The following is a 19,395-nucleotide window of genomic DNA, read 5'->3' on the forward strand; positions in this document are numbered from 1 at the left end:
GGCGGTCAACCGGTGGCTCAGTGGTTGCCCGTCATGGTGGTGACGTCCAGCGCCTTGTCGAGCTGCTCCTCGGTGAGCTTCTCGCCGTCCATGTAGCCGAGCTCGATGGTCGCCTCGCGCACGGTGACCTTGTTGGCCACGGCGTGCTTGGCGATCTTCGCGGCGGCCTCGTAGCCGATGGCCTTGTTCAGCGGGGTCACGATCGAGGGGGAGGCCTCGGCCAGGAAGCGGCAGCGCTCCTCGTTGGCCTGCAGCCCGTCCACCATCTTTTCCGCCGCCACGCGGGAAGAGTTGGCGAGCAGGCGGATGGACTCGAGCAGGTTCGCGGCCATCACGGGGATGCCCACGTTCAGCTCGAACGCGCCGTTGGTGGAGGACAGCGCCACGGTGGTGTCGTTGCCGATCACCTGGGCCGCCACCTGGATGGTCGCCTCGCAGATCACGGGGTTGACCTTGCCCGGCATGATCGAGGAGCCCGGCTGCAGGTCCGGGATGTGCAGCTCGCCCAGACCGGTGTTGGGCCCGGAGCCCATCCAGCGGATGTCGTTCATGATCTTCATGTAGGAGTACGCGATGTTGCGCAGCTGCCCGGAGGCTTCCACCAGGCCGTCGCGGTTGGCCTGCGCCTCGAAGTGGTTGCGGGCCTCCGTGAGGGGCAGCCCGGTCTCCTCGGAGAGCAGCTCGATCACACGCGCGGAGAAACCGTCCGGGGTGTTGATGCCGGTGCCCACGGCGGTGCCGCCCAGGGGGACCTCGGCCACGCGCGGCAGGGAGGCGTCGATGCGCTCGATGCCGTAGCGCACCTGCGCGGCCCAGCCGCCGAACTCCTGGCCCAGGGTCACGGGGGTGGCGTCCATGAGGTGGGTGCGCCCGGACTTCACGACGTCCTTGAACTCCGCTGCCTTCTTCTCCAGGGAGGTGGCGAGCACGTCCATGGCCGGCTTGAGGTCGTTGATCAGGGCGTTGGTCACGGCCACGTGCACCGAGGTGGGGAACACGTCGTTGGAGGACTGCGAGGCGTTGACGTGGTCGTTCGGGTGGACCTCCACACCGGCGGACTCCAGCGCCCGGGACGCCAGCGTGGCAAGCACCTCGTTGGTGTTCATGTTCGAGGAGGTGCCGGAGCCGGTCTGGAACACGTCGATCGGGAAGTCGGCGTCGTACTCGCCGGAGGCCACGGCGTCTGCTGCGTCGCGGATGGCCTGCGCGCGCTGCGCGTCCAGCACACCCAGCTCCTCGTTGGCGGTGGCGGCGGCCTTCTTCACCTGGGCGAGGGCCCTGATGTGCTCGCGCTCCAGGGTGGTGCCGGAGATGGGGAAGTTCTCCACGGCGCGCTGCGTCTGCGCACGGTAGAGCGCGTTCTTGGGAACGCGCACCTCGCCCATGGTGTCGTGTTCGATGCGGTACTCGGTGTTTTCAGCCATGGCCCCAGTTTAGGCGCCCGCACCGCCGCGCGCCCGCTGCTTCGGTGCACGCGCGGCCGCATGACGGACGACGACGCCGCCCGCCCGGGTGCCGCAGCGTCGTCGCCCGCCCGGAGGCCTTCGCACGGACCTCCGGTGGGGAACCCGCACCCGCAGCTGCACGCCTCCGCGCGGACCGGGACGCTCTCATGTGTCGATAGTGCACAAGATGGGCCGTGATGCTGCGTTTGCTCCACACCACAGCATCACGCGGGTGTGCGGGGCGGGGCGGGGCCGCGGCGGGGCGGGGCTGCGGCTGTGCGATGCGGGCGGCGCGGGGCGTGAGGTAGGCCCCGGGAGGCTCAGGCCTCGCCGAAGGCGGGGTCCTCGCTGTAGACCAGCTCGGCCTTGCCGTCCGCGAGGTGGTAGAACACGCCGATCACAGCGGCGTCCCCGCGGGTGACTGCAGTGGAGATCGCGGCGGAGTGGTCCATGAGCCGTGCGGCGGTCTGCCGGGTGTGCTCCACGACCATGTCCTGCAGGTCCGCGTCCCCGGCGCGCTTGGCCTCCAGGACGGACGGGGTGATGCGCTCCACGAGGTCGCGCTGGAAGCCGCGGGGCAGCTGTCCGGACTCCACGGAGTCCTTGGTGGCCGTCACCGCGCCGCACGAGTCGTGGCCGAGGACCATGATCAGCGGCGTGCCGAGCACCTCGATCGCGTACTCCAGGGAGCCGAGCACGGCGTTGTCGATCACCTGACCGGCGGTGCGGATCACGAAGGTGTCACCGAGGCCGAGGTCGAAGATGATCTCCGCGGCCAGCCGGGAGTCGGAGCACCCGAAGATCACGGCGAACGGCTTCTGGGACTGCGCGAGGTCCTTGCGGCGCTGCGCGTCCTGGTGAGGGTGCTCGGTCTCCCCGGCGATGAAGCGGGCGTTGCCGTCCTGCAGGGCGCGCCACGCCTCGAGCGGGGTGCGGGGGGTGTGGTCCACGGCGGTGGTTTGAGTGCTCACGCAACGGCTCCAGGGTGCTCGAAGGGTACGCGGGCGCCGATCGGGCCCGCATCGGTTCCAGGGTAGACCGGCTCACGCCGTGGTTCTGCGGGGCCGCGGACAGCGGCCTGAGTCCGGTCGGTCAAGGCGATCTTGGCGGTCCCGAGGTCCCTGAGCTCCCGCACCGCAGGGGCCACCCCTGGACACGGCGGGGGATCAGGAGCCGGACAGCGACTGCGCGACCTGCTCGAACTCCGCGTCCGGTGCCTTGCCGCTGAGCACCACGGTGGAGTCCTTGAGGTCGGCGACCCACGCCGTGTACTCCTCCTGCTTGTCCGTGGCTTCGCGGTGGTGCAGGGTCCACGTGACCCCGCCGACGGTCTTCTCGCCGGTCTGCGGAGCCTGCTCGGTGCGCTGCGCGAGCCACGTGGGGTTGGGCTCGGCCGTCTGCACGAGGTCCACCAGGTGGTACTCGGGGGAGAGGTATCCCACGTTCCACAGCGGCACGCCGTCCTCGGAGTTCTCGGTCCAGCGCGCGTAGTTGGCGCTCCACCCCTCGGGCAGCTGCGGGGCCGCCGGGGTGAAGGGCGCCTGGTCCGCCACGAACGCGGCCTCCTGGCCCACGTCCACGTTCGCGCGGTAGGGCTGTCCGTCCGGCTTGGGCTGAAGCCACAGGAACGGCAGCAGCAGGAGCATGAGCACCACCATGGAGATGACCATGCCCCGGATGGGGGCGTTGATCCGCGCCGCCTGCTTGGTGGTCAGCTGGGGGACGGGCTGCTCGGCGTCCCCGGCGTTCTCCGTGCCGCTGCCCACGCCGCCCGGTCCACTCTCCGGGGCGGCGCTCTCCGCACCGGGGACGGGACCAGCGCTCCCGGAATCACCCTCGATGCTGGGAGGGGAGGACGCACCGGGGGTGCTGGTTGCACCGGAGGCGGGCGGGACCCCGGGACCGTCGACCGCGCCGCCACTGTTCCCGGGAACGGCCGCGGCGCCGTCGGTGCCGGCGGGGGAGCGGTGGGCGGCGGCGCCGTCGGCGGGGTGATCGCCGTGGGCGGAGCGGGGGTCGGGGCCGGAAGCAGAGGAACTCACGCGCTCCATTGTGCCGTGCCCGCGCGGACCGTCCCAACAGCGGGGCCCGGGGATATGCTGGGGACACCCGTGGTGGTGCCCCGGGTCCCCGCAGCACGCGGACCGGGCGCCGCCGTAACTCGAAGGTGAGGAACAACGTGGCAGAGACGACCCAGCAGGGCTCGGGAAATGTGGCGGACCGCAACTTGGCACTGGAGCTGGTGCGTGTCACGGAGGCCGCGGCGATCGCGGGCGGCCACTGGGTGGGCGCCGGTGACAAGAACAGCGCGGACGGCGCGGCCGTGGACGCCATGCGCTCGTTCCTCTCCACCGTGGACTTCAACGGCACCGTGGTGATCGGCGAGGGCGAGAAGGACGAGGCGCCCATGCTGTTCAACGGCGAGCAGGTGGGCAGCGGAGCGGGGCCGGCCTCGGACGTGGCCGTGGACCCGATCGACGGCACCCGGCTCACCGCGTTGGGCATGAACAACGCGCTCGCGGTGATCGCCGTGGCGGACGGCGGCTCCATGTTCGACCCCTCGGCCGTGTTCTACATGGACAAGCTCGTGGTGGGCCCCGAGGCCGCGGACATGGTGGACCTGCGCCTGCCCGTGAAGCAGAACATCCACCTGGTGGCCAAGGCCAAGGGCGTCAAGCCCAATCAGGTCACCGTGTGCGTGCTGGACCGCCCGCGCCACCAGGGACTCGTGGAGGAGATTCGCGCCACGGGTGCCCGCACCCGCATGATCCTGGACGGGGACGTGGCCGGGGCGATCGCCGCGTGCCGCGAGGGCACCGGAGTGGACATGATGATGGGCATCGGCGGCACCCCGGAGGGCATCGTCACCGCGTGCGCCGTCAAGGCCACCGGCGGCGTGATCCAGGGTCGGCTGGCCCCCACGGACGAGACCGAGCGCCAGAAGGCCGAGGAGGCCGGGCTGGACGTGGACCGCATCCTCACCACGGACGAGCTCGTGACCTCCGACAACTGCTTCTTCGCCGCCACCGGCATCACGGACGGCGACCTGCTGCGGGGTGTGCGCTACCGCGGCCGCACCATCACCACGCAGTCCATCGTGATGCGCTCGCACTCTGGCACGGTCCGCATGGTCGAGGCAGAGCACTTGGCCACCAAGTGGGAGAAGTACGAGCGCCGCCAGGGCTGAGCCTCCACATCCCCCACGAAGCGCGTGCCCACCCGAGTTCGGGTGGGCACGCGTCGTTGGTGCCGGCCGCTAAGCTGGGGCGCGGTGCATCGGGCCCGAGGAGAGGAAACAGGCGTGGCGTTGAGCGTGACCCCGTGCGGCAACCGGAAGAGCTGGGACGCCCGCGTCCGGGTCACCGGAGGGCACCCGGACCTGCTGTGGGGCATCGGGGAGGCCGAGGCCCTCACGGGCGAGCGCGTGAGCGTGGAACGGGTGGCCGTGGACCGCGCGAACCAGACCGTGGGCTACGGGCAGCTTCTGGTCCACGCGGAGGACCGCCACACGGTGGTGGACGCCAAGTCCCTGCACGTGAAGAACCCGCGGGACCTCGTGACCGTGCTGGCCGCGCTGCAGGACCACGCCCGGGACGCCCACCACGCCGCGGTGCTGCGGGTGAGCCCCGACACGCACGCCACCGTGGCGCTGGCCGCCGAGCTCGCGGAGGCCGGGTACCGCCGCAGGGACAAGCCGCGCCGCGGGGAGGCCGGACCGCGTCACCTGGTGGTCCGTCTCGGTGAGACCGAGGGCGAGCTGTCCCGGAGATTGTCCAGCGCCACGCTGCAGCGCTGCCGTGGAGGGCTGCGGGACTCGGGGATCCGGGTGCGCCGTGTGGACGCCGCGGACCGGGACCTGTCCCACGTGGGTCTGCGCACCCAGCACATCAGGGATCTGCTGCGGGCCGTGGGGGACGACTCCGTGTTCCTCGTGGCCACCGAGTGCCCGGAGGAGGGTGGCGCGGAGCATGCCCTGGGCTACCTGTGGTTCGTCCACAACGGGGAGTCCGCCATGATCCACCGCTCGGGTTTCACCGACCGCGCGCGCCAGCTCGGGGTGGACGACGCCCTGCTGCTCACGGGCCTCGTGCAGCTGCAGCAGCGCCAGGTCCACAAGGTGCTCGCCGGGGACCCGGACCAGCCGGGCCAGCCCATGGTGCTGCGCGAACTGGCCACCGAGGACCACGAGGTGCTGGGCACGTGGGAGTTCCCGCTCGTGGGCGAGTTCCAGGTGGCGGGACGCGCGGAGAAGACGCGGCGCCGTTTCTTCGGGCGACGCCGCCCGGCCGCGCCGCAGAACGACCTGCTCCCCGAGGCGGGCGAGGACCCGGGAACGCTGGCGGCTCACGGGGCGCCCGACTCCGAGGGACGTGCGCGTCCTGGGGCGCCGTCACGGCACCCAGCGCCCCAGGTGACCGGTCTCCCGAGCCCTGGGGACGAGCCGCTCGCTCCGGTCACCCCCATTGCCGCCGCGGTGGACGCTGACCCGGACCTCGCGCGACCGCAGGATCTCGCCCCGCACGGTGACGCCGCACCGGCCCACGGAGCGCAGGAGCCCGCGCAGGACAAGCACTCAGGAGCTCGCAGCCGTCTCCTCGTGGGCCGACTCAAGCGCGGCGCGGGGCGCGGCGGCACCGAGTCCGGCGGTGCCGCACCGAGTGCGGGGGCGGCGGCAGAGAGTGGGCGGACGGCGTCGTCGTCCACCGGCGGTGGGGAGCCGGAGCCCAGTGAGAACCGGGCGAGCGCCCTGCTGCGGCGGGCCGTGGCCGAAGGACGCGCCGCCGTGAGGGACGCCGCCCGCTGGTAGCGCCACCCGGCGCCGCACTGGCGCCGTAACCGGCCCCGGGGAACCGGGCGTCAGGAGCGCCCCGACACCCTGTTGGCCACCCGTGCGCTGAGCGCGTGCGGCACGAGACCGGTGATGCGCTCCAGGACGTGGTAGGCCCGCGGGAACACGAGCCGCGAGCGTCCGCGCTCGAGGGCGGACAGTGCCGCTGCCGCGAGGTCCTCCGGCCGGGCCGACCGCCCGAGGTCGATGGCGGCGGCGTCCGCCACGGCGAAGAAGTCGGTGTCCACGGGCCCGGGATTCACGCTCAGCACCCGCACGCCGTGCTTGCGGGCCTCCACACCCACCGCGAGCGTGAAGCGGTCCACGAACGCCTTGGACGCGCTGTACGTGGCCATGGACGGCAGCGGCTGGAACCCCGCCACGGAGCCGATGTTGACGATTGCCCCGCTGCGGGCGGCGGTCATGGTGCGCAGCGCCGCGTGGGTCAGGGTCATGAGCGCGCGCACGTTGACGGTGAGCTCCTCGAGCTCACGGTCCAGATCGAGCGTGGCGAACTCGCCGTGGCTGCCGAAACCGGCGTTGTTGACCAGCAGGTCCACGGGGTCCTGCTCCAGGACGCGCACGAGGGCGTCGATCCCGTCCTGGGTGCCCAGGTCCGCGGCCACCGTGCGGGCCACCCCGCCGGTGACCTCGTGGGAGAGGGCGGTGAGCTTCTCCTCGCTGCGCCCGGTGAGCACCAGCGCCCAGCCCCGCTCGTGCAGCGCCCGGGCGAACGCCCGGCCGATCCCTCCCGTGGCCCCGGTGACCAGCGCGGTGCGGGTCACGACGCCGCTCCGCGGGTGCGCAGCGACCGCAGCTTCCGCCGGGCGGCCACCAGCCCTTCCCGGGCAGCCCTCCCGCCGTTGTAGGCGGCGTACCCCGCACGGGACACCGGGAGGTCCCATGTGCCCGCATGGGACACGGGTTCGCCGCCGAAGGACTTCTTGAAGGACGTGAAGCCGTACCACTCGTGCTCGGGGCCGGCGCCCTCCGGCGCGGTGCCGAAGAGGTCGAACCACGTGAGGCCCTTCTCCCGGGCGTCCATGATCATGGTCACCACGAGCGGGATCCCGGCCGAGAGCCTGCGGTGCTCCTGGTCCATGGCGGCGTGCGCGTAGGTGCGGGTGTCCGCGGAGTCGTACACGAGCGACGCCGCGATGGGCGTGCCGTCGAGCTTCGCGAGGTAGAGGCTCGCCGCGCCCACCGGCATCAGGGTCTCCGCGGCGGCGCGCAGGTAGTCGTCCTGCTGGCGGTTGAAGTTGCGGCGCGCGGCGGTGTCCTCCAGGAACTCGAGCAGGTACCGGACGTCCCGCGGGTCCTCGGAACGCTCGATGCTCACGCCCTTCTTGTGGATGTTGCGGTACAGGTTCCGGTTGGTGGACTTCATGTCCTTGAGCAGGTCCTTGGGATCCCTGCGCAGGTCCACCACCTGGGTGTGCCCCGGCTGCACCTGGCGCGGGGAGCGCTTCATGCCCCGGCGCTCCAGTGACGCCTCAGGGGCCTCGCCCGCCCGTGCGGGGTTCCCGTTGACCGGCTCCACCCGCACGAACCAGCAGCGGTGCGCCCTGGCCTGGGTCGCGAGGTCCGCCAGCGCGAGGTCGAACGCCTCGGGGGACTCGGCCTCGGGGCCGTAGGGGCAGTAGAGGTAGCGCCCGGTGCGGCCGCCCTCGACCGTGGCCAGGTACCGCCACCCCGGGCCCTCGGCCTGGACCACTCGGTGACCGATGCGTTGCTGGAACTGTGCCCATTCGGGGGACTGGAGGATGTTTGCCACGCCCCCACTGTACCGATGCGCCGCGGAGCGCGCCGTGGCCCGGATCGCACGGGGACTAGGGCACCGAGCACGTGCCGTTCGGCGAGAGCTGCTCCTCGGAGGGCACCCTGGCCAGCGCCGGGCGCACGGTGCTGGTGCCGGCCGCGGAGACACCCGCGGCGGGCCCCGTGCCGGCCCGGGCGGCGTCGGCGGCCCCCACGGACGACGACGCCGCGGTGCCCGCCGCCTGCGTGTCCCGGCCGTCTGCCTTCTCCAGGACGCCCGCGAGGTCCGCCTGGAACTGGGCGTAGTCCGGATAGGTGGGGAAGCTCTGGTCGTAGTACGGCGGACCCGCGGCGTAGGACTGCAGCTCGTGGTTCTGGGCCTTGCTGGCCACGGAGACCATGGAGCCGATCGAGGACTGGGGGATGTCCGTCTCCAGGATCTGCTCCCCGGACGCCGCGAGGTCGTCGAAGTTGGTGAGCACCGTGCGGGGATCCAGCTGCGAGATCATTGCGGCCTGGACGCAGCGCTGACGCGCCTGCCGGTCGTAGTCCGTGGCCCCCTCGCGGGAGCGCGCGTACCAGAGTGCGTGGTAGCCGTCCATGTGCTGCGTGCCGGGTTCGATCCACCCCAGGATCGGGTTCTTCTCGCCCGTCTCGAGGTTGGTGCCGCCCCCGATCGGCACGCGGCCGCCCACGGTGATGTCGATCCCGCCCATGGCGTCGATGAACGCCTCGAAACCGTCCATGTCCACGAGCGCGTAGCCCTGGATCTTCAGGCCGGTGACCCCCTCGGCGGCCTCCTTGGTGGCCTGGGCGCCCGGGTCCGCGACGCCGGGGTAGAGGTCCTGGTGGTTCTGCATGACGTCCGTGTAGATGGCGTTCATGAGGCACTCGTCCCCGCAGTTGAAGCCCTCCGGGTACACCGAGGCCATGGGGGAGTCCGCGGGGAACGGAACGTTCTGCAGGTTGCGCGGGATGGACACCGAGACGGTCTGGCCCGAGGAGGCGTCCACGCTCATCACGGACATGGAGTCCGGGCGGCGGCCCTCCCGGTCCTCACCCGCGTCACCGCCCATGAGCAGGATGTTGTAGCGCCCGTCGGAGGGCGCGAACGGGAGGCCCTCCGCGAACGTGTTCGAGATCGCACTGCGAGCCACGGACACCAGGTGCGCCGCGTACCCGAGTCCGCCACCCGTCACGAGCATGGCGAGGACGGTCACCAGGACCACGGCGCGGCGCATCCCGGTGCTCAGCAGGCCGGGTCTGATCAGGCGCAGGGTGTCGAACCACAGCAGCACCCACCCGACGGCGAGGGCCACCAGGACCACCATGAGCACCAGGGACGTCACGGCGCCGGTCAGCACCCAGACCACGGCGGTGCGCCACACGAACCACAGCACGAGCGCCGCGAGGAGCAGGCCCCACACGAGGGCCGTGACGCGCACGGCGGCACGCCCGAGCCGGCGGTTGCCCGCCACGAGCTGCGCGGAGCCCGGCACGAGCAGCGTGACTCCCAGCAGCCACCACGCACGCCTGGTGCGGGTGGCCGGGGCGGCGAAGCGCGGGTGCACCAGGGGATCGCCCACCCGCGACCTCGCGCGGCGGGGCCCGTCGTCCGGGTGGCGGGCGGCCGTGGCACCCGCGAACGGGTTGCGCTCGTCCCCGGGGCCGGCGTCAGCGACCTGCTCGTAGGCCCTCGTGGCTGAGGGGTGGGCGGCAGCGCCGTCGGGGCGGTCGGTCGATCCGTTCACGTGCAGCTCCGTGCGGGAGGGGAAGGTGGTGCGGGTCCGCGGGAGCGGTCCCGCGGGGCCGGGGTCCGGTGCCTCGGGGGGAGGGACTCCGACGCGCTCATTGTGCCCTGTCCACCCGGGTGGGTGTCGAGGTGCGGGATGCCCGGGCGAGTCCGCCGCGGGACGGTGCCGGGGCGGCGTCGTCCGGCGGGTGCGCGGACGGTCAGGCGCCGGAGCCGACGCCGCGCGCCACCGTCTCGCGCAGGGCGGCGCCCTTGCGGTGCGCCGCCTCGGACAGCTCGCTGGCGAATTCCTGCAGCCGCCCGCGCAGCTCGGTCCCGGAGAGATCGGGGGAGGAGGCGAGGACGCGGGCCGCAAGCAGACCCGCGTTGCGCGCGCCGTCCACGGACACCGTGGCCACGGGAACGCCCGCGGGCATCTGCACGATGGAGAGCAGCGAGTCCATGCCGTCGAGGTTCTTGAGGGAGACCGGCACACCGATCACGGGCAGCGGCGTGACGGACGCGAGCATGCCCGGCAGGTGGGCCGCCCCGCCCGCGCCGGCGATGACCACACGCAGTCCGCGCTCGTGCGCGGTGCGCCCGTACTCGAGCATCTCGGTGGGCATGCGGTGCGCGGAGACCACGTCCGCCTCGTAGGGGATCCCGAGCTCCTCGAGCGCCTGCGCCGCGGCGGACATCGTGGCCCAGTCCGAGTCCGAGCCCATGACGAGACCCACGATCGGGGCCTCGGCCTGCGTTGCGGGAACGGCACCCCACGTGGTGGTGCGCCGGGGATTCACCGTCTCGGAGCCGTCGGCCTGCTCGCCGTCGCGGACGATCGCGGCGGCACGGGTGGCGACGGCGCGCAGCCGCTCGACCTCGTGGGTGCCTCCCACGGCGTTGACGTGCCCGATCTTGCGGCCGGGGCGCACGGACTTGCCGTACGTGTGGATCTTGGCGCGCGGCTCCGCGGCCATGGCGGCGGGGTAGGCCGAGAACAGGTCCTGGTTGCTCCCACCCAGCACGTTCTTCATGACAGCGGCGCCCGCCACGGGATCCGTGGCTCCCAGCGGCCAGTCCAGCACGGCGCGCAGGTGCTGCTCGAACTGGCCGGTCACGGCGCCGTCCATGCTCCAGTGCCCGGAGTTGTGCGGGCGCATGGCCAGCTCGTTGACGGCGAAGCCGGCGTCCGTGCCGGGCGTCTCGAACAGCTCCACGGCCATCACGCCGGTGACGCCGAGCTCGCGGGCCAGCAGCAGGGCCGCCTCCTGCGCGGCGGCGGCGACGCGCGGGTCCAGACCCGGAGCCGGGGCGATCACCTCGTTGCACACGCCGTCCACCTGGATGGACTCCACCACGGGCCACGCGCGGGTCTCGCCGGAGGGACGCCGGGCGACCATCGCGGAGAGCTCCCGGGAAAAGGGGACGGCCTCCTCCGCGAGCAGCCCCGCGCCGTCGGCCGCGCGGGCGCTGCGCTCGAACCACTCGGCGGCCGTTCCACGGGCGGCGGCCTCCGGGCCGTCCACGAGGAGCACCCCCTTGCCGTCGTAGCCGCCGCGCGGGGTCTTGAGCACCACGGGCCAGCCCGTGCTCTCGCCGAAGGCCACGAGGTCCTCGGACGTGTGGACCTCCGCCCAGCGCGGATTGGGAAGACCCAGCCGTTGCACGGCCTGGCGCATCACGAGCTTGTCCTGTGCGTGCACGAGCGCATCCGGGCCGGGACGCACGGCCACGCCCTCGGACTCGAGGGTGCGCAGGTGCTCGGTGGGCACGTGCTCGTGGTCGAAGGTGAGGACGTCCACGTCCGCCGCGAAGCGACGCAAAGACTCCAGATCGGTGTGGTCACCTGTGGGTGCACAGTGCACGGCAGGCACGGCGCTCGCGTCCGAGGACTCTGCGAGGACCCGCAGCTGCACTCCGAGAGCGGTGGCGGCGGGGGCCATCATGCGGGCCAGCTGACCGCCGCCCACGACGCCGATGACGGGACCGGTAACGGGAGAATTCACCGGCCCAGGATACCGTCACACGCCGCGCCCAGTCATGTCGGAGTAGGATGCAGACATTTACCGCAGAACGCCGAACGACCCCGTCCGGGGCTCGGCGGGTCCGTGGCGGCGCCCCCAAGGGGTAGCCGGGGCCAGGACCGTCCACCTTCCCCGAGTAGCAGATTGAGATCGAATCCTTGAACAACCTGGCTGACCGCGCTCACGCGCTGTGGGAACTGTTCGTCAAAGAGCTCACCAAGTTCGGACTGGTGGGTGCCGCGGCCTTCGGCATCAACGCCAGCCTGGTGTGGCTGCTCATGCACACGCCGCAGTTCTCCGACAGCCACATCAAGGCCAAGGTGGTGGCCACGGTGGTGGCCATCATCTTCTCGTGGGTGGCCAACCGGATGTGGACGTTCCGGGAGAAGCGCCAGGACGACAAGAAGAAGGAGCTCGTGCAGTTCCTCGTGGCCAACGGGATCGGCATGGCCATCGAGCTGGGCTGCCTCGGGGTGAGCTACTACGTCCTGGGGCTGACCTCCGCCACCGCGTCCTTCATCTCTGGCACGGTCATCGGCACCATCCTGGGCACGATCTTCCGCTACTTCGCCTACCGCTTCTGGGTCTTCCGCACGGAGCTGGACCAGGATCCGGACTTCGCGGACAGTGCGGACGAGGAGTTCGCGTTCATCACGAGCCAGATGCCCTTGGTCCACGACCACGGCACCCAGGGGCGCCGTGCGGACACCGCCCGCCGCGGGGACACGCCGGACGACGCCGCCGGGACGTCCCCGGCCTCCGGCTCCACGACCGAGCGCCCCACCCCCACACCCTCCGACGACGACATCCGCCGCGCGTCCTAGAGGGACACGGCGCGTTCCTGGTCCAGGACGTCAGCGGTCGCGTCCTCCGGGCGGGCCGTGATCAGCACGGAACCCCCCAGCACCACCGTGCCGAGCAGCGTGAGCAGCTCCGTGTCGCCCCACCCGTCGGCCAGGGGCAGGTGCACCGTTGCCGGGTGCTCGGCCATTCCGGACGGGGTGGCCGCGAGGGCCCGCGCCACGAGGTCGCCGTGCAGCACTGCGGATCCCAGGGCCTCGGCCGAGGGATCCGGGGCCTCGAACCCCGTGTAGACGTCCGGCATGGCGCGCACCTCGTCCGCGAAGTCCACGGCACCGTCCGGCAGGGGAGCGGCGCACGAGAAGGCCAGCGCGGGACCGGCCACCACGAGCAGCAGCTGCGCGGCGGCGTCGTCGTCCGGGGCCGACTCCAGGTGGGCGTGGATGACGGAGTCCGGTTCCGGCCGGTGCGTGAACTGCACGCGGGCGCCCACCCGCAGGGCGGCGAGCGCGATCACCACGAGCCGCCAGTGCGGAACGGGGGAGACCGTGACCACGTCCGATGCGGCCACGTCCAGCTCGTCCACGAGGAGGCCCGCGGCCTTCTCCACCCAGTTGACCAGGACGCGGCCCGACAGCTCGACGCGTTCGGGGCCGTCACGCCAGACCAGAGCGGGAGTGGGGCGCTCGGAGACCGTCATGAGCGCCTGGGCGAGGTCTCTCGGTGTGCGTCCCACGAAGAAACTCCTTAGGGTAAGTGACGGCGCCCCGGGTTCCCGGGCGGCGCGCCGGAAGAACCGGTCACCTCAGGATACTCGGCTTGACCCCCCGGACTTACACGCGTGTAATTAGGGGGTCCACCCGGCCCCCGTGGGTGAACCCGATCACGGCGCACGGGCCGGGACAACCGGGCTGGTTGAGGGCACGAGACAGCGAACGCGTGGGACGGAAGGACTGACATGGGAGAGGCCGCACGCCGCCGGATCGACGGTCGCGAGGACTCCGGAACCGATGCGAGCGGGGGCACCGTCCCCGTGGACTGGTTCGTCGATCCCGTGGATCAGGCCCGTGGTGCCGCCGGGGTGACCACCCTGGACGACCTGGCCTCCGCCTTCCTGGCAGCCCACCCCGAGGTCGCCGGCGACGTGCTGCTGCGCTCCGACCGCAAGAAGCCCCGCGACGCCGAACCTCCCGCACCCGCTCCCCAGGACTTCAGCGGCATGGAGGTCCACGACGTCCAGAGCGTGGATGCCTCCGTGTGGCAGGCCGTGGCCGGTCTCTACTCCGTGAGCGAGGGCGATGCCGAGGGCGAGCTCGCGTGGCAGACGGACGCGCTGTGCGCCCAGACGGACCCCGAGGCGTTCTTCCCCGAGAAGGGCGGGTCCACCCGGGACGCCAAGCGCGTGTGCGAGGCGTGCCCCGTGAGCGGGCAGTGCCTCGACTACGCCATGACGAACGACGAGAAGTTCGGCATCTGGGGTGGGCTGTCCGAGCGAGAGCGGCGCCGGCTGCGCCGCCGGGGACGCTGAGTCCCGTGCCGGACGCCGCCGCACCTCGCCGCAGCTGCTCCAAGCTGACGTGCAACCGCGAAGCCGTGTGCACCCTCACCTACGTGTACTCCGACTCCACCGCCGTGATCGGGGCGCTCTCGGCGCGCCGCGAGCCCCACGCCTACGACCTCTGCCCCGCCCACGCCGACGCCCTGACCGCGCCCCGCGGCTGGCGCATCGTGCGCCTCGAGGCCCCGGGTGGCTGGAGCCGCGACGACCTCGACGACGTGGTCCAGGCCGTCAGCACCGACGACCTCCCGCCCGCCCGCCGAGCGCCCGGCCGGGGCCCCTCCCTCGGAGCGGCCCGACCAGCCCGGGGTGCCCGCGCGCTGCGGGACGTCTCCTACCGGGTCCCGCCGGCGCAGGACGCGCCGGACGGCGCCCCCGGCACCCCGGTGACCGACCGGGACGGGACCGAGGACGCGGGCCGCATCCGGTCCGCTCCCGGCAGCAGGTCCAGGGAGTATCCTGAACCGACGCAATCAGTTGCGAAGGCACATTCCCACCCTGCACCGCCCCGCTCCGTCGCGATGCCCGACGAGCTGCGCACGCCGCACTGGCGCCGTCCCTGACCGTTCGGCGCCCACCCGCGGCGCACGTGGGCCGGTGGATCCCCCTGTGAGGTTCTCCATGACGTCCTCGTCACCACGCCGCCCGTCCCCGGAGCAGGCCGGGCTCCGCGTCCGCGGGTCCCGCTCGTCCCGCGCTCTCGCCCTGTCCGCCCTGGGTCTCGTGGCGCTGCTGGGTCTCACCGCGTGCGGCGCGGGCTCGGGGGACGACGCCGCCGCGCCCGGTTCATCGACGAGCGGCACCACGGCCTCGCAGCACGCGTCGGCCGCTCCCGAGGTCAGCGTGACCCCGGCGGCGGACACCGCGATGGTCAACCCCGTGGACCCGGTGGTCGTGACGGCGTCCGGTGGAGAGCTCACGGACGTGACCGTGACCGCGGCGGGCACCGGAGAGACCGCGAAGGGTTCCCTGGACGAGAACCGCGGCGAGTGGCGCTCCACGGAGCCCCTGGCGTTCAACGAGAGCTACACCGTGTCCTACACCGCCCGCAACGGCGACCAGCAGCGCACGGGGCAGAGCGCCTTCACCACGGTGGACGCCGCGCACGAGGCGGACGTGAGCATGAACGTGAGGGACGGCGAGACCTACGGGGTGTGGCAGGTTCCCGAGTTCACCTTCTCCGAGCCGGTCACCAACAAGGCGGCCGTGGAGAAGGCCATCACCGTGGAGGGGGCCCACCAGAAGGGCCAGTTCCGCTGGTACTCGGACCAGAAGCTGCGCTTCCGTCCGGACAAGCCCTGGGCGCCCCACTCGACCGTGACGGTCTCGGCGGACATCCTGGGCACGGACCTGGGCAACGGGATGATCGGCAACGGGAACAAGACCGTGACGTTCACCACCGGGGCCGAGCAGCGGGCCTACGTGGACAACACCACCAAGACCCTCGTGTCCTACGTGGACGGCAAGCAGACCGGCAGCTGGCCCGTGACCCTGGGCAACCCGGACTGGCCCTCCACCACGGGCAAGAAGGTCATCATCGAGCAGGCCAAGTCCTACGAGTTCAAGGCCTCCTCCCTGGACCTGAAACCCGGCGACCCGCACTACTACCCGCCGTTCGACGCCTCCAACGTGTCCCGGCTGACGTGGAGCGGGGAGTTCATCCACCAGGCCCTGCCCTCTGCGCTGCCGGTGCTCGGCGTGGCGAACGTCTCCCACGGCTGCGTGGGCATGCCCCCGGAGGGTGCGTCCTACATCTACGACGTCTTCCGGCCGGGGGACATGGTGGAGGTGGTCAACACCGAGTACCCGCAGGCGGACCCGGACGACGGCTACGGTGACTGGAACATCCCGTTCGAGCACTACGCGGACGAGAACTGGCACGGCAACTGGTGAGCGCGCCCGGTTCTTCCGCGGCCCCGGCCCGAGCACCCCGCCCCACGCCGCTGCAGCGCGTGCTCCAGGTGTTCCTGGGGCTCTCCCTGCCCGTCCTGTGGCTCGCGGTGGGCGTCCGCCTGGTGGCCACGCCCGCGTTCCTGTGGCTGGAGTACCACCGCCCGGGCTTCCCCGCCGACCCGTGGGGGATGGGTCTCAACGAGCGCATGACCTTCGGCTCGTACGGGCTGGACTACATCATGAACCTCGCGCCGTCCGAGTACCTGGGTGGCCTGGTGAGCCCCGAGGGCGGTCTGGCGTTCACCCCGTCCGAGGTCTCCCACATGACGGACGTGCAGCACGTCATGCAGTGGGGACTGCTGCTGGCCGCCGTGCTGCTGGTGCTCAGCGCGCTCGCGGGCTGGTACCTGCACCGCACGGCGCCGGGCACCGCCTCCGCCGCGTGGTTCTGGGGGGCCTGGCTCACCGTGGCCCTGCTCGTGGTTGCCGCGGCCACCGCTCTGCTGGGCTGGGAGCAGTTCTTCACGGCGTTCCACTCGCTGTTCTTCAGCTCCGGGACGTGGACGTTCAGCGTCACGGACACGCTGATCCGGCTCTACCCCACCCAGTTCTGGGTGGACGCCGCCGTGACCGTGGCCATCGTGGCCCTGGTGGGAGCGTTCACCACCGTGCTGGTCACCCGCCGCCGGGCCCTCAGATCCAGGAGCTGAACCACATCCGCCAGCGCCAGTGCTCGTAGGGGATGGTCTGGGCGGTCCACACGGGCCAGAAGAACACGAACAGCGCGGCCACCACGAGCAGGTAGACGAGTGTCACGGTGCGCCACCTGCGGGCCCACACGGGGGAGACCACCCGTTCCCGCTCCGCAGCCACCTCGGAGCCCGCCACCGCGCCGCCCCGTGGCACGCCCAGCCTGCCGGTGAGCACCCCCACCGCGCCGGCGATCAGCAGCGCCATGGCCGGGAAGTAGGACAGGGCGTAGAAGAAGAACATGGTGCGCTCGGGGTATAGGAACCACGGCAGGTAGCCGGCCGCGTAGACCCCCACGAGGGCCCCGAAGCGCCAGTCGCGGCGCACGATCCACAGCCACACCCCGAGCAGCACGGCGGCGATCCCCACCCACCAGATGGCGGGGTTGCCCACATTGAGGATCGCCTGGCTGCACGCGTCCACGGTGCAGCCGTCCGTGCCCGCGCCCGGTGACTCGTAGTAGTAGGACGTGGGACGTCCCATGAACGGCCAGGTGGCCGGGCCCGCCATGTAGGTGTGCGGGGAGTCCAGGCCGGTGTGGAACGAGTACGCGGACACGTGGTACTCCCACAGGGAGCGCAGGGCCGGGGGCAGCCACTGCGGGCCCTCCCCGGGGTGCAGCTCGGCCCAGTGCCGGTCGTAGCCCGAGTCCGTGAGCAGCCACCCGGACCAGGTGACCACGTACGTCACGAGCCCCACGCCGATCATCGTGAGGAAGCCCCACGGGCCGTCCTTGAGCACCGCTCCCGTGAACCAGTGCCGGGCCCCGGCCACGCGGCGGGCGTTCATGTCCCACAGCACCACCAGGATCCCCAGGGCGGCAATGCTGAACAGGGCGTTCCACTTCACGGCGGCCGCCGCACCGCACGCCACGCCCGCGGCCACCCGCCACCAGCGCACCCCCAGCCACGGGCCCAGGGCGGAGCCGTTCCAGCGGGCGACCAGGCGGCGTCGGCCGTCGTCCCGGTCCAGCAGGGCGAAGACGAACGCGAGCAGCAGGAAGAACATGAGGAAGATGTCCAGCAGCGCCAGCCGGGACTCCACGAGGTGCAGCCCGTCCAGGGCCGTCACGAGCCCCGCGATCGTGGCCAGGGACACCGAGCGGAACAGCAGCCAGCCCGCCCACCAGACCAGGGCGATGGTCAGCGTGCCGAACAGCGCGGCGGAGAACCGCCAGCCGAACGGGTCGTCCGCGCCGAACAGCCACAGCCCGATCGCGATGAGCCACTTGCCCAGTGGCGGGTGCACCACGAAGGACGGCTGGTCCTCCACCGCGGGGATCATCCCCGAGACGAAGCCCTCGTCCGCGTTCTCCGGCCACTGCTGCTCCGTGCCGTGCAGCAGCAGCGAGTAGGCGTCCTTGAGGTAGTAGGTCTCGTCGAAGACCACGGCGTGCGGGGAGGACAGGCCCAAGAAGCGGACCACACCGCCCAGGACCGTGACAAGCAGCAGGGGAACCCACCACAGGTGCGGCAGCCGGGTCACGGCGGGCAGCAGCAGCTCGCCCAGCGAACGGTCGGAGCCGCGGACGGCCGGGGGGCCTGCGGGGGAGAGGGCAGTCGAGGGCACGCACCCCATGGTAGGGCGCGGACCCCGAGGGACCGCGCGGTGCGGCCGCGGCTGCGCGGACGGGGCGCCTGCGCGCCGCGACTGGACGGGGTTCGTAGAGTGGGACTGTGAATTCGCACGTATCGACCCCGTCACCCGGCAGCGACGAGCAGGCACCGACCGAGGACGGCCCCCGAGGGGGCGGCCCCGGCGCCGTGGTCGTCGTGGGCACCCCCATCGGCAACCTCTCGGACGCCTCCCAGCGACTGAAGGACGTGCTGCGCACCGCGGACGTCCTCGCCGTGGAGGACACCCGCACCCTGCACCGTCTCGCCACGGGGCTCGGCGTCACGGTGTCCGGGCGGATTGTCACGCACCACGAGCACAACGAGAACTCCCGCGCCGGCGAGCTGCTGGACGAGGTCCGGGCGGGGCGCACGGTCGCGGTGCTCTCGGACGCGGGCATGCCCACCGTCTCGGACCCGGGTTTCCCACTGGTCCGCGCCGCGGCGGAGGCGGAGCTGCCCGTCTCGGTGCTGCCCGGCCCGTCCGCCGTGCTCGCGGCGCTCGCCGTCTCCGGCCTGCCCACGGACCGCTTCACCTTCGAGGGGTTCCTGCCGCGCAAGACCGGGGAGCGCGCGGCCCACCTGTCCGCGCTCGCGCAGGAGCCCCGCACCATGGTCTTCTACGAGTCCCCGCACCGGCTCGCGGAGATGCTCACGGCGGTGCGCGACGCCCTCGGTGGGGACCGCCGCGCCGCGGTGTGCCGGGAGCTGACTAAGCTCCACGAGGAGGTGCTGCGGGACGACCTCGACGGGCTCGTCGCGTGGGCCATCGGGAACCAGGTGCGCGGCGAGATCGTGGTGGTGGTCCACGGTGCCGCGCCCGCGCCCGCGCCGGAGCCCGAGGACCTGGTGGGGGAGGTCGAGGCGCTCGTGGCCTCGCACGAGATCAAGCTCAAGGCCGCCGCGCGCCAGGTGGCCACGGACCGCGGCGTGAGCACCCGCCGGTTGTACGACGCCGTGATCGCCGCCCGGGGTCGCGCCTGAAACCCGCGG

At 72.3% G+C, this 19,395-nt stretch carries 17 protein-coding genes and 1 pseudogene; 8 read left to right on the top strand and 10 right to left on the bottom strand.

Annotated features, from left to right (window positions below):
- Window positions 1-17 precede the first annotated feature (17 nt).
- The 3 genes from HMPREF2833_RS00550 to HMPREF2833_RS00560 form a co-directional block, all read right to left on the bottom strand.
- Entirely contained in the window at window positions 18-1,424 is a 1,407-nt protein-coding gene (locus HMPREF2833_RS00550) for a class II fumarate hydratase (protein WP_070636204.1), read from the bottom strand.
- Window positions 1,425-1,765: 341 nt separating this feature from the next.
- Window positions 1,766-2,416 carry a carbonic anhydrase gene (locus tag HMPREF2833_RS00555; RefSeq protein ID WP_180956178.1) on the bottom strand — a complete coding sequence of 217 codons (651 nt, stop codon included), beginning with the start codon at window positions 2,414-2,416 and terminating at the stop codon, window positions 1,766-1,768.
- A gap of 195 nt (window positions 2,417-2,611) precedes the next feature.
- Complete coding sequence (locus HMPREF2833_RS00560) at window positions 2,612-3,487, bottom strand: DUF4245 domain-containing protein (protein ID WP_070636206.1); 876 nt, start codon at window positions 3,485-3,487, stop codon at window positions 2,612-2,614.
- A gap of 137 nt (window positions 3,488-3,624) precedes the next feature.
- On the opposite strand from HMPREF2833_RS00560, the gene glpX reads away from it, so the two are divergent.
- Together glpX and HMPREF2833_RS00570 are read left to right on the top strand one after the other, a co-directional pair.
- Entirely contained in the window at window positions 3,625-4,632 is a 1,008-nt protein-coding gene (glpX, locus tag HMPREF2833_RS00565) for a class II fructose-bisphosphatase (RefSeq protein ID WP_019310167.1), read from the top strand.
- Window positions 4,633-4,746: 114 nt separating this feature from the next.
- Entirely contained in the window at window positions 4,747-6,252 is a 1,506-nt protein-coding gene (locus HMPREF2833_RS00570; protein WP_070636209.1) for a hypothetical protein, read from the top strand.
- A gap of 50 nt (window positions 6,253-6,302) precedes the next feature.
- On the opposite strand, the gene HMPREF2833_RS00575 is transcribed toward HMPREF2833_RS00570, so the two are convergent.
- The 5 genes and pseudogenes from HMPREF2833_RS00575 to HMPREF2833_RS12825 all read right to left on the bottom strand — a co-directional run.
- Window positions 6,303-7,058, bottom strand: a complete 756-nt coding sequence (locus HMPREF2833_RS00575; protein WP_019310166.1) for an SDR family NAD(P)-dependent oxidoreductase — start codon at window positions 7,056-7,058, stop codon at window positions 6,303-6,305.
- Window positions 7,055-8,047, bottom strand: coding sequence for a lipid II:glycine glycyltransferase FemX (locus HMPREF2833_RS00580; protein WP_029603238.1), 993 nt, complete (start codon window positions 8,045-8,047; stop codon window positions 7,055-7,057). The genes HMPREF2833_RS00575 and HMPREF2833_RS00580 overlap by 4 nt, the downstream gene beginning before the upstream one ends.
- A gap of 55 nt (window positions 8,048-8,102) precedes the next feature.
- Window positions 8,103-9,782 carry an LCP family protein gene (locus HMPREF2833_RS00585; RefSeq protein ID WP_019310164.1) on the bottom strand — a complete coding sequence of 560 codons (1,680 nt, stop codon included), beginning with the start codon at window positions 9,780-9,782 and terminating at the stop codon, window positions 8,103-8,105.
- A 202-nt stretch (window positions 9,783-9,984) separates the two neighbouring features.
- Window positions 9,985-10,488, bottom strand: coding sequence for a 5-(carboxyamino)imidazole ribonucleotide mutase (gene purE, locus HMPREF2833_RS12820; protein WP_275439788.1), 504 nt, complete (start codon window positions 10,486-10,488; stop codon window positions 9,985-9,987).
- Between the two features lie 90 nt (window positions 10,489-10,578).
- Window positions 10,579-11,709 (bottom strand): annotated as a pseudogene (locus HMPREF2833_RS12825) (5-(carboxyamino)imidazole ribonucleotide synthase); the annotation flags it as partial.
- A gap of 236 nt (window positions 11,710-11,945) precedes the next feature.
- Between HMPREF2833_RS12825 and HMPREF2833_RS00595 the strand changes: the two are divergent.
- Entirely contained in the window at window positions 11,946-12,611 is a 666-nt protein-coding gene (locus HMPREF2833_RS00595; RefSeq protein ID WP_019310162.1) for a GtrA family protein, read from the top strand.
- Here the strand turns inward: HMPREF2833_RS00595 and HMPREF2833_RS00600 are convergent.
- Window positions 12,608-13,324 carry a TIGR03089 family protein gene (locus HMPREF2833_RS00600; RefSeq protein ID WP_070636211.1) on the bottom strand — a complete coding sequence of 239 codons (717 nt, stop codon included), beginning with the start codon at window positions 13,322-13,324 and terminating at the stop codon, window positions 12,608-12,610. The genes HMPREF2833_RS00595 and HMPREF2833_RS00600 overlap by 4 nt on opposite strands.
- 222 nt (window positions 13,325-13,546) lie before the next feature.
- Here HMPREF2833_RS00600 and HMPREF2833_RS12800 point away from each other — a divergent pair, with 222 nt between their 5' ends.
- From HMPREF2833_RS12800 to HMPREF2833_RS00620, 4 genes are read left to right on the top strand one after another with little or no spacing between them, the layout of a single operon-like run.
- Window positions 13,547-14,116: a WhiB family transcriptional regulator gene (locus HMPREF2833_RS12800; protein WP_059280853.1), complete on the top strand. Its 570-nt coding sequence runs from the start codon at window positions 13,547-13,549 to the stop codon at window positions 14,114-14,116.
- Between the two features lie 5 nt (window positions 14,117-14,121).
- A complete protein-coding gene (locus HMPREF2833_RS12770; RefSeq protein WP_070636213.1) occupies window positions 14,122-14,709 on the top strand; it encodes a DUF3499 family protein in 588 nt (195 codons plus the stop codon).
- Window positions 14,710-14,767: 58 nt separating this feature from the next.
- Window positions 14,768-16,039: a L,D-transpeptidase gene (locus HMPREF2833_RS00615; RefSeq protein WP_070636427.1), complete on the top strand. Its 1,272-nt coding sequence runs from the start codon at window positions 14,768-14,770 to the stop codon at window positions 16,037-16,039.
- Between the two features lie 59 nt (window positions 16,040-16,098).
- Window positions 16,099-16,749: a TIGR01906 family membrane protein gene (locus HMPREF2833_RS00620; RefSeq protein WP_246829051.1), complete on the top strand. Its 651-nt coding sequence runs from the start codon at window positions 16,099-16,101 to the stop codon at window positions 16,747-16,749.
- Here HMPREF2833_RS00620 and HMPREF2833_RS00625 read toward each other — a convergent pair.
- Window positions 16,733-18,367, bottom strand: coding sequence for a dolichyl-phosphate-mannose--protein mannosyltransferase (locus tag HMPREF2833_RS00625; protein WP_019310156.1), 1,635 nt, complete (start codon window positions 18,365-18,367; stop codon window positions 16,733-16,735). The two genes, HMPREF2833_RS00620 and HMPREF2833_RS00625, sit on opposite strands and share 17 nt — an antisense overlap.
- Before the next feature lie 98 nt (window positions 18,368-18,465).
- Here HMPREF2833_RS00625 and rsmI point away from each other — a divergent pair, with 98 nt between their 5' ends.
- A complete protein-coding gene (gene rsmI, locus HMPREF2833_RS00630; RefSeq protein WP_083310879.1) occupies window positions 18,466-19,386 on the top strand; it encodes a 16S rRNA (cytidine(1402)-2'-O)-methyltransferase in 921 nt (306 codons plus the stop codon).
- Window positions 19,387-19,395: the final 9 nt, after the last annotated feature.

It is taken from the genome of Kocuria sp. HMSC066H03, from assembly GCF_001812045.1.
In the GTDB taxonomy this organism is placed as follows: Bacteria; Actinomycetota; Actinomycetes; order Actinomycetales; family Micrococcaceae; genus Kocuria; species Kocuria rhizophila.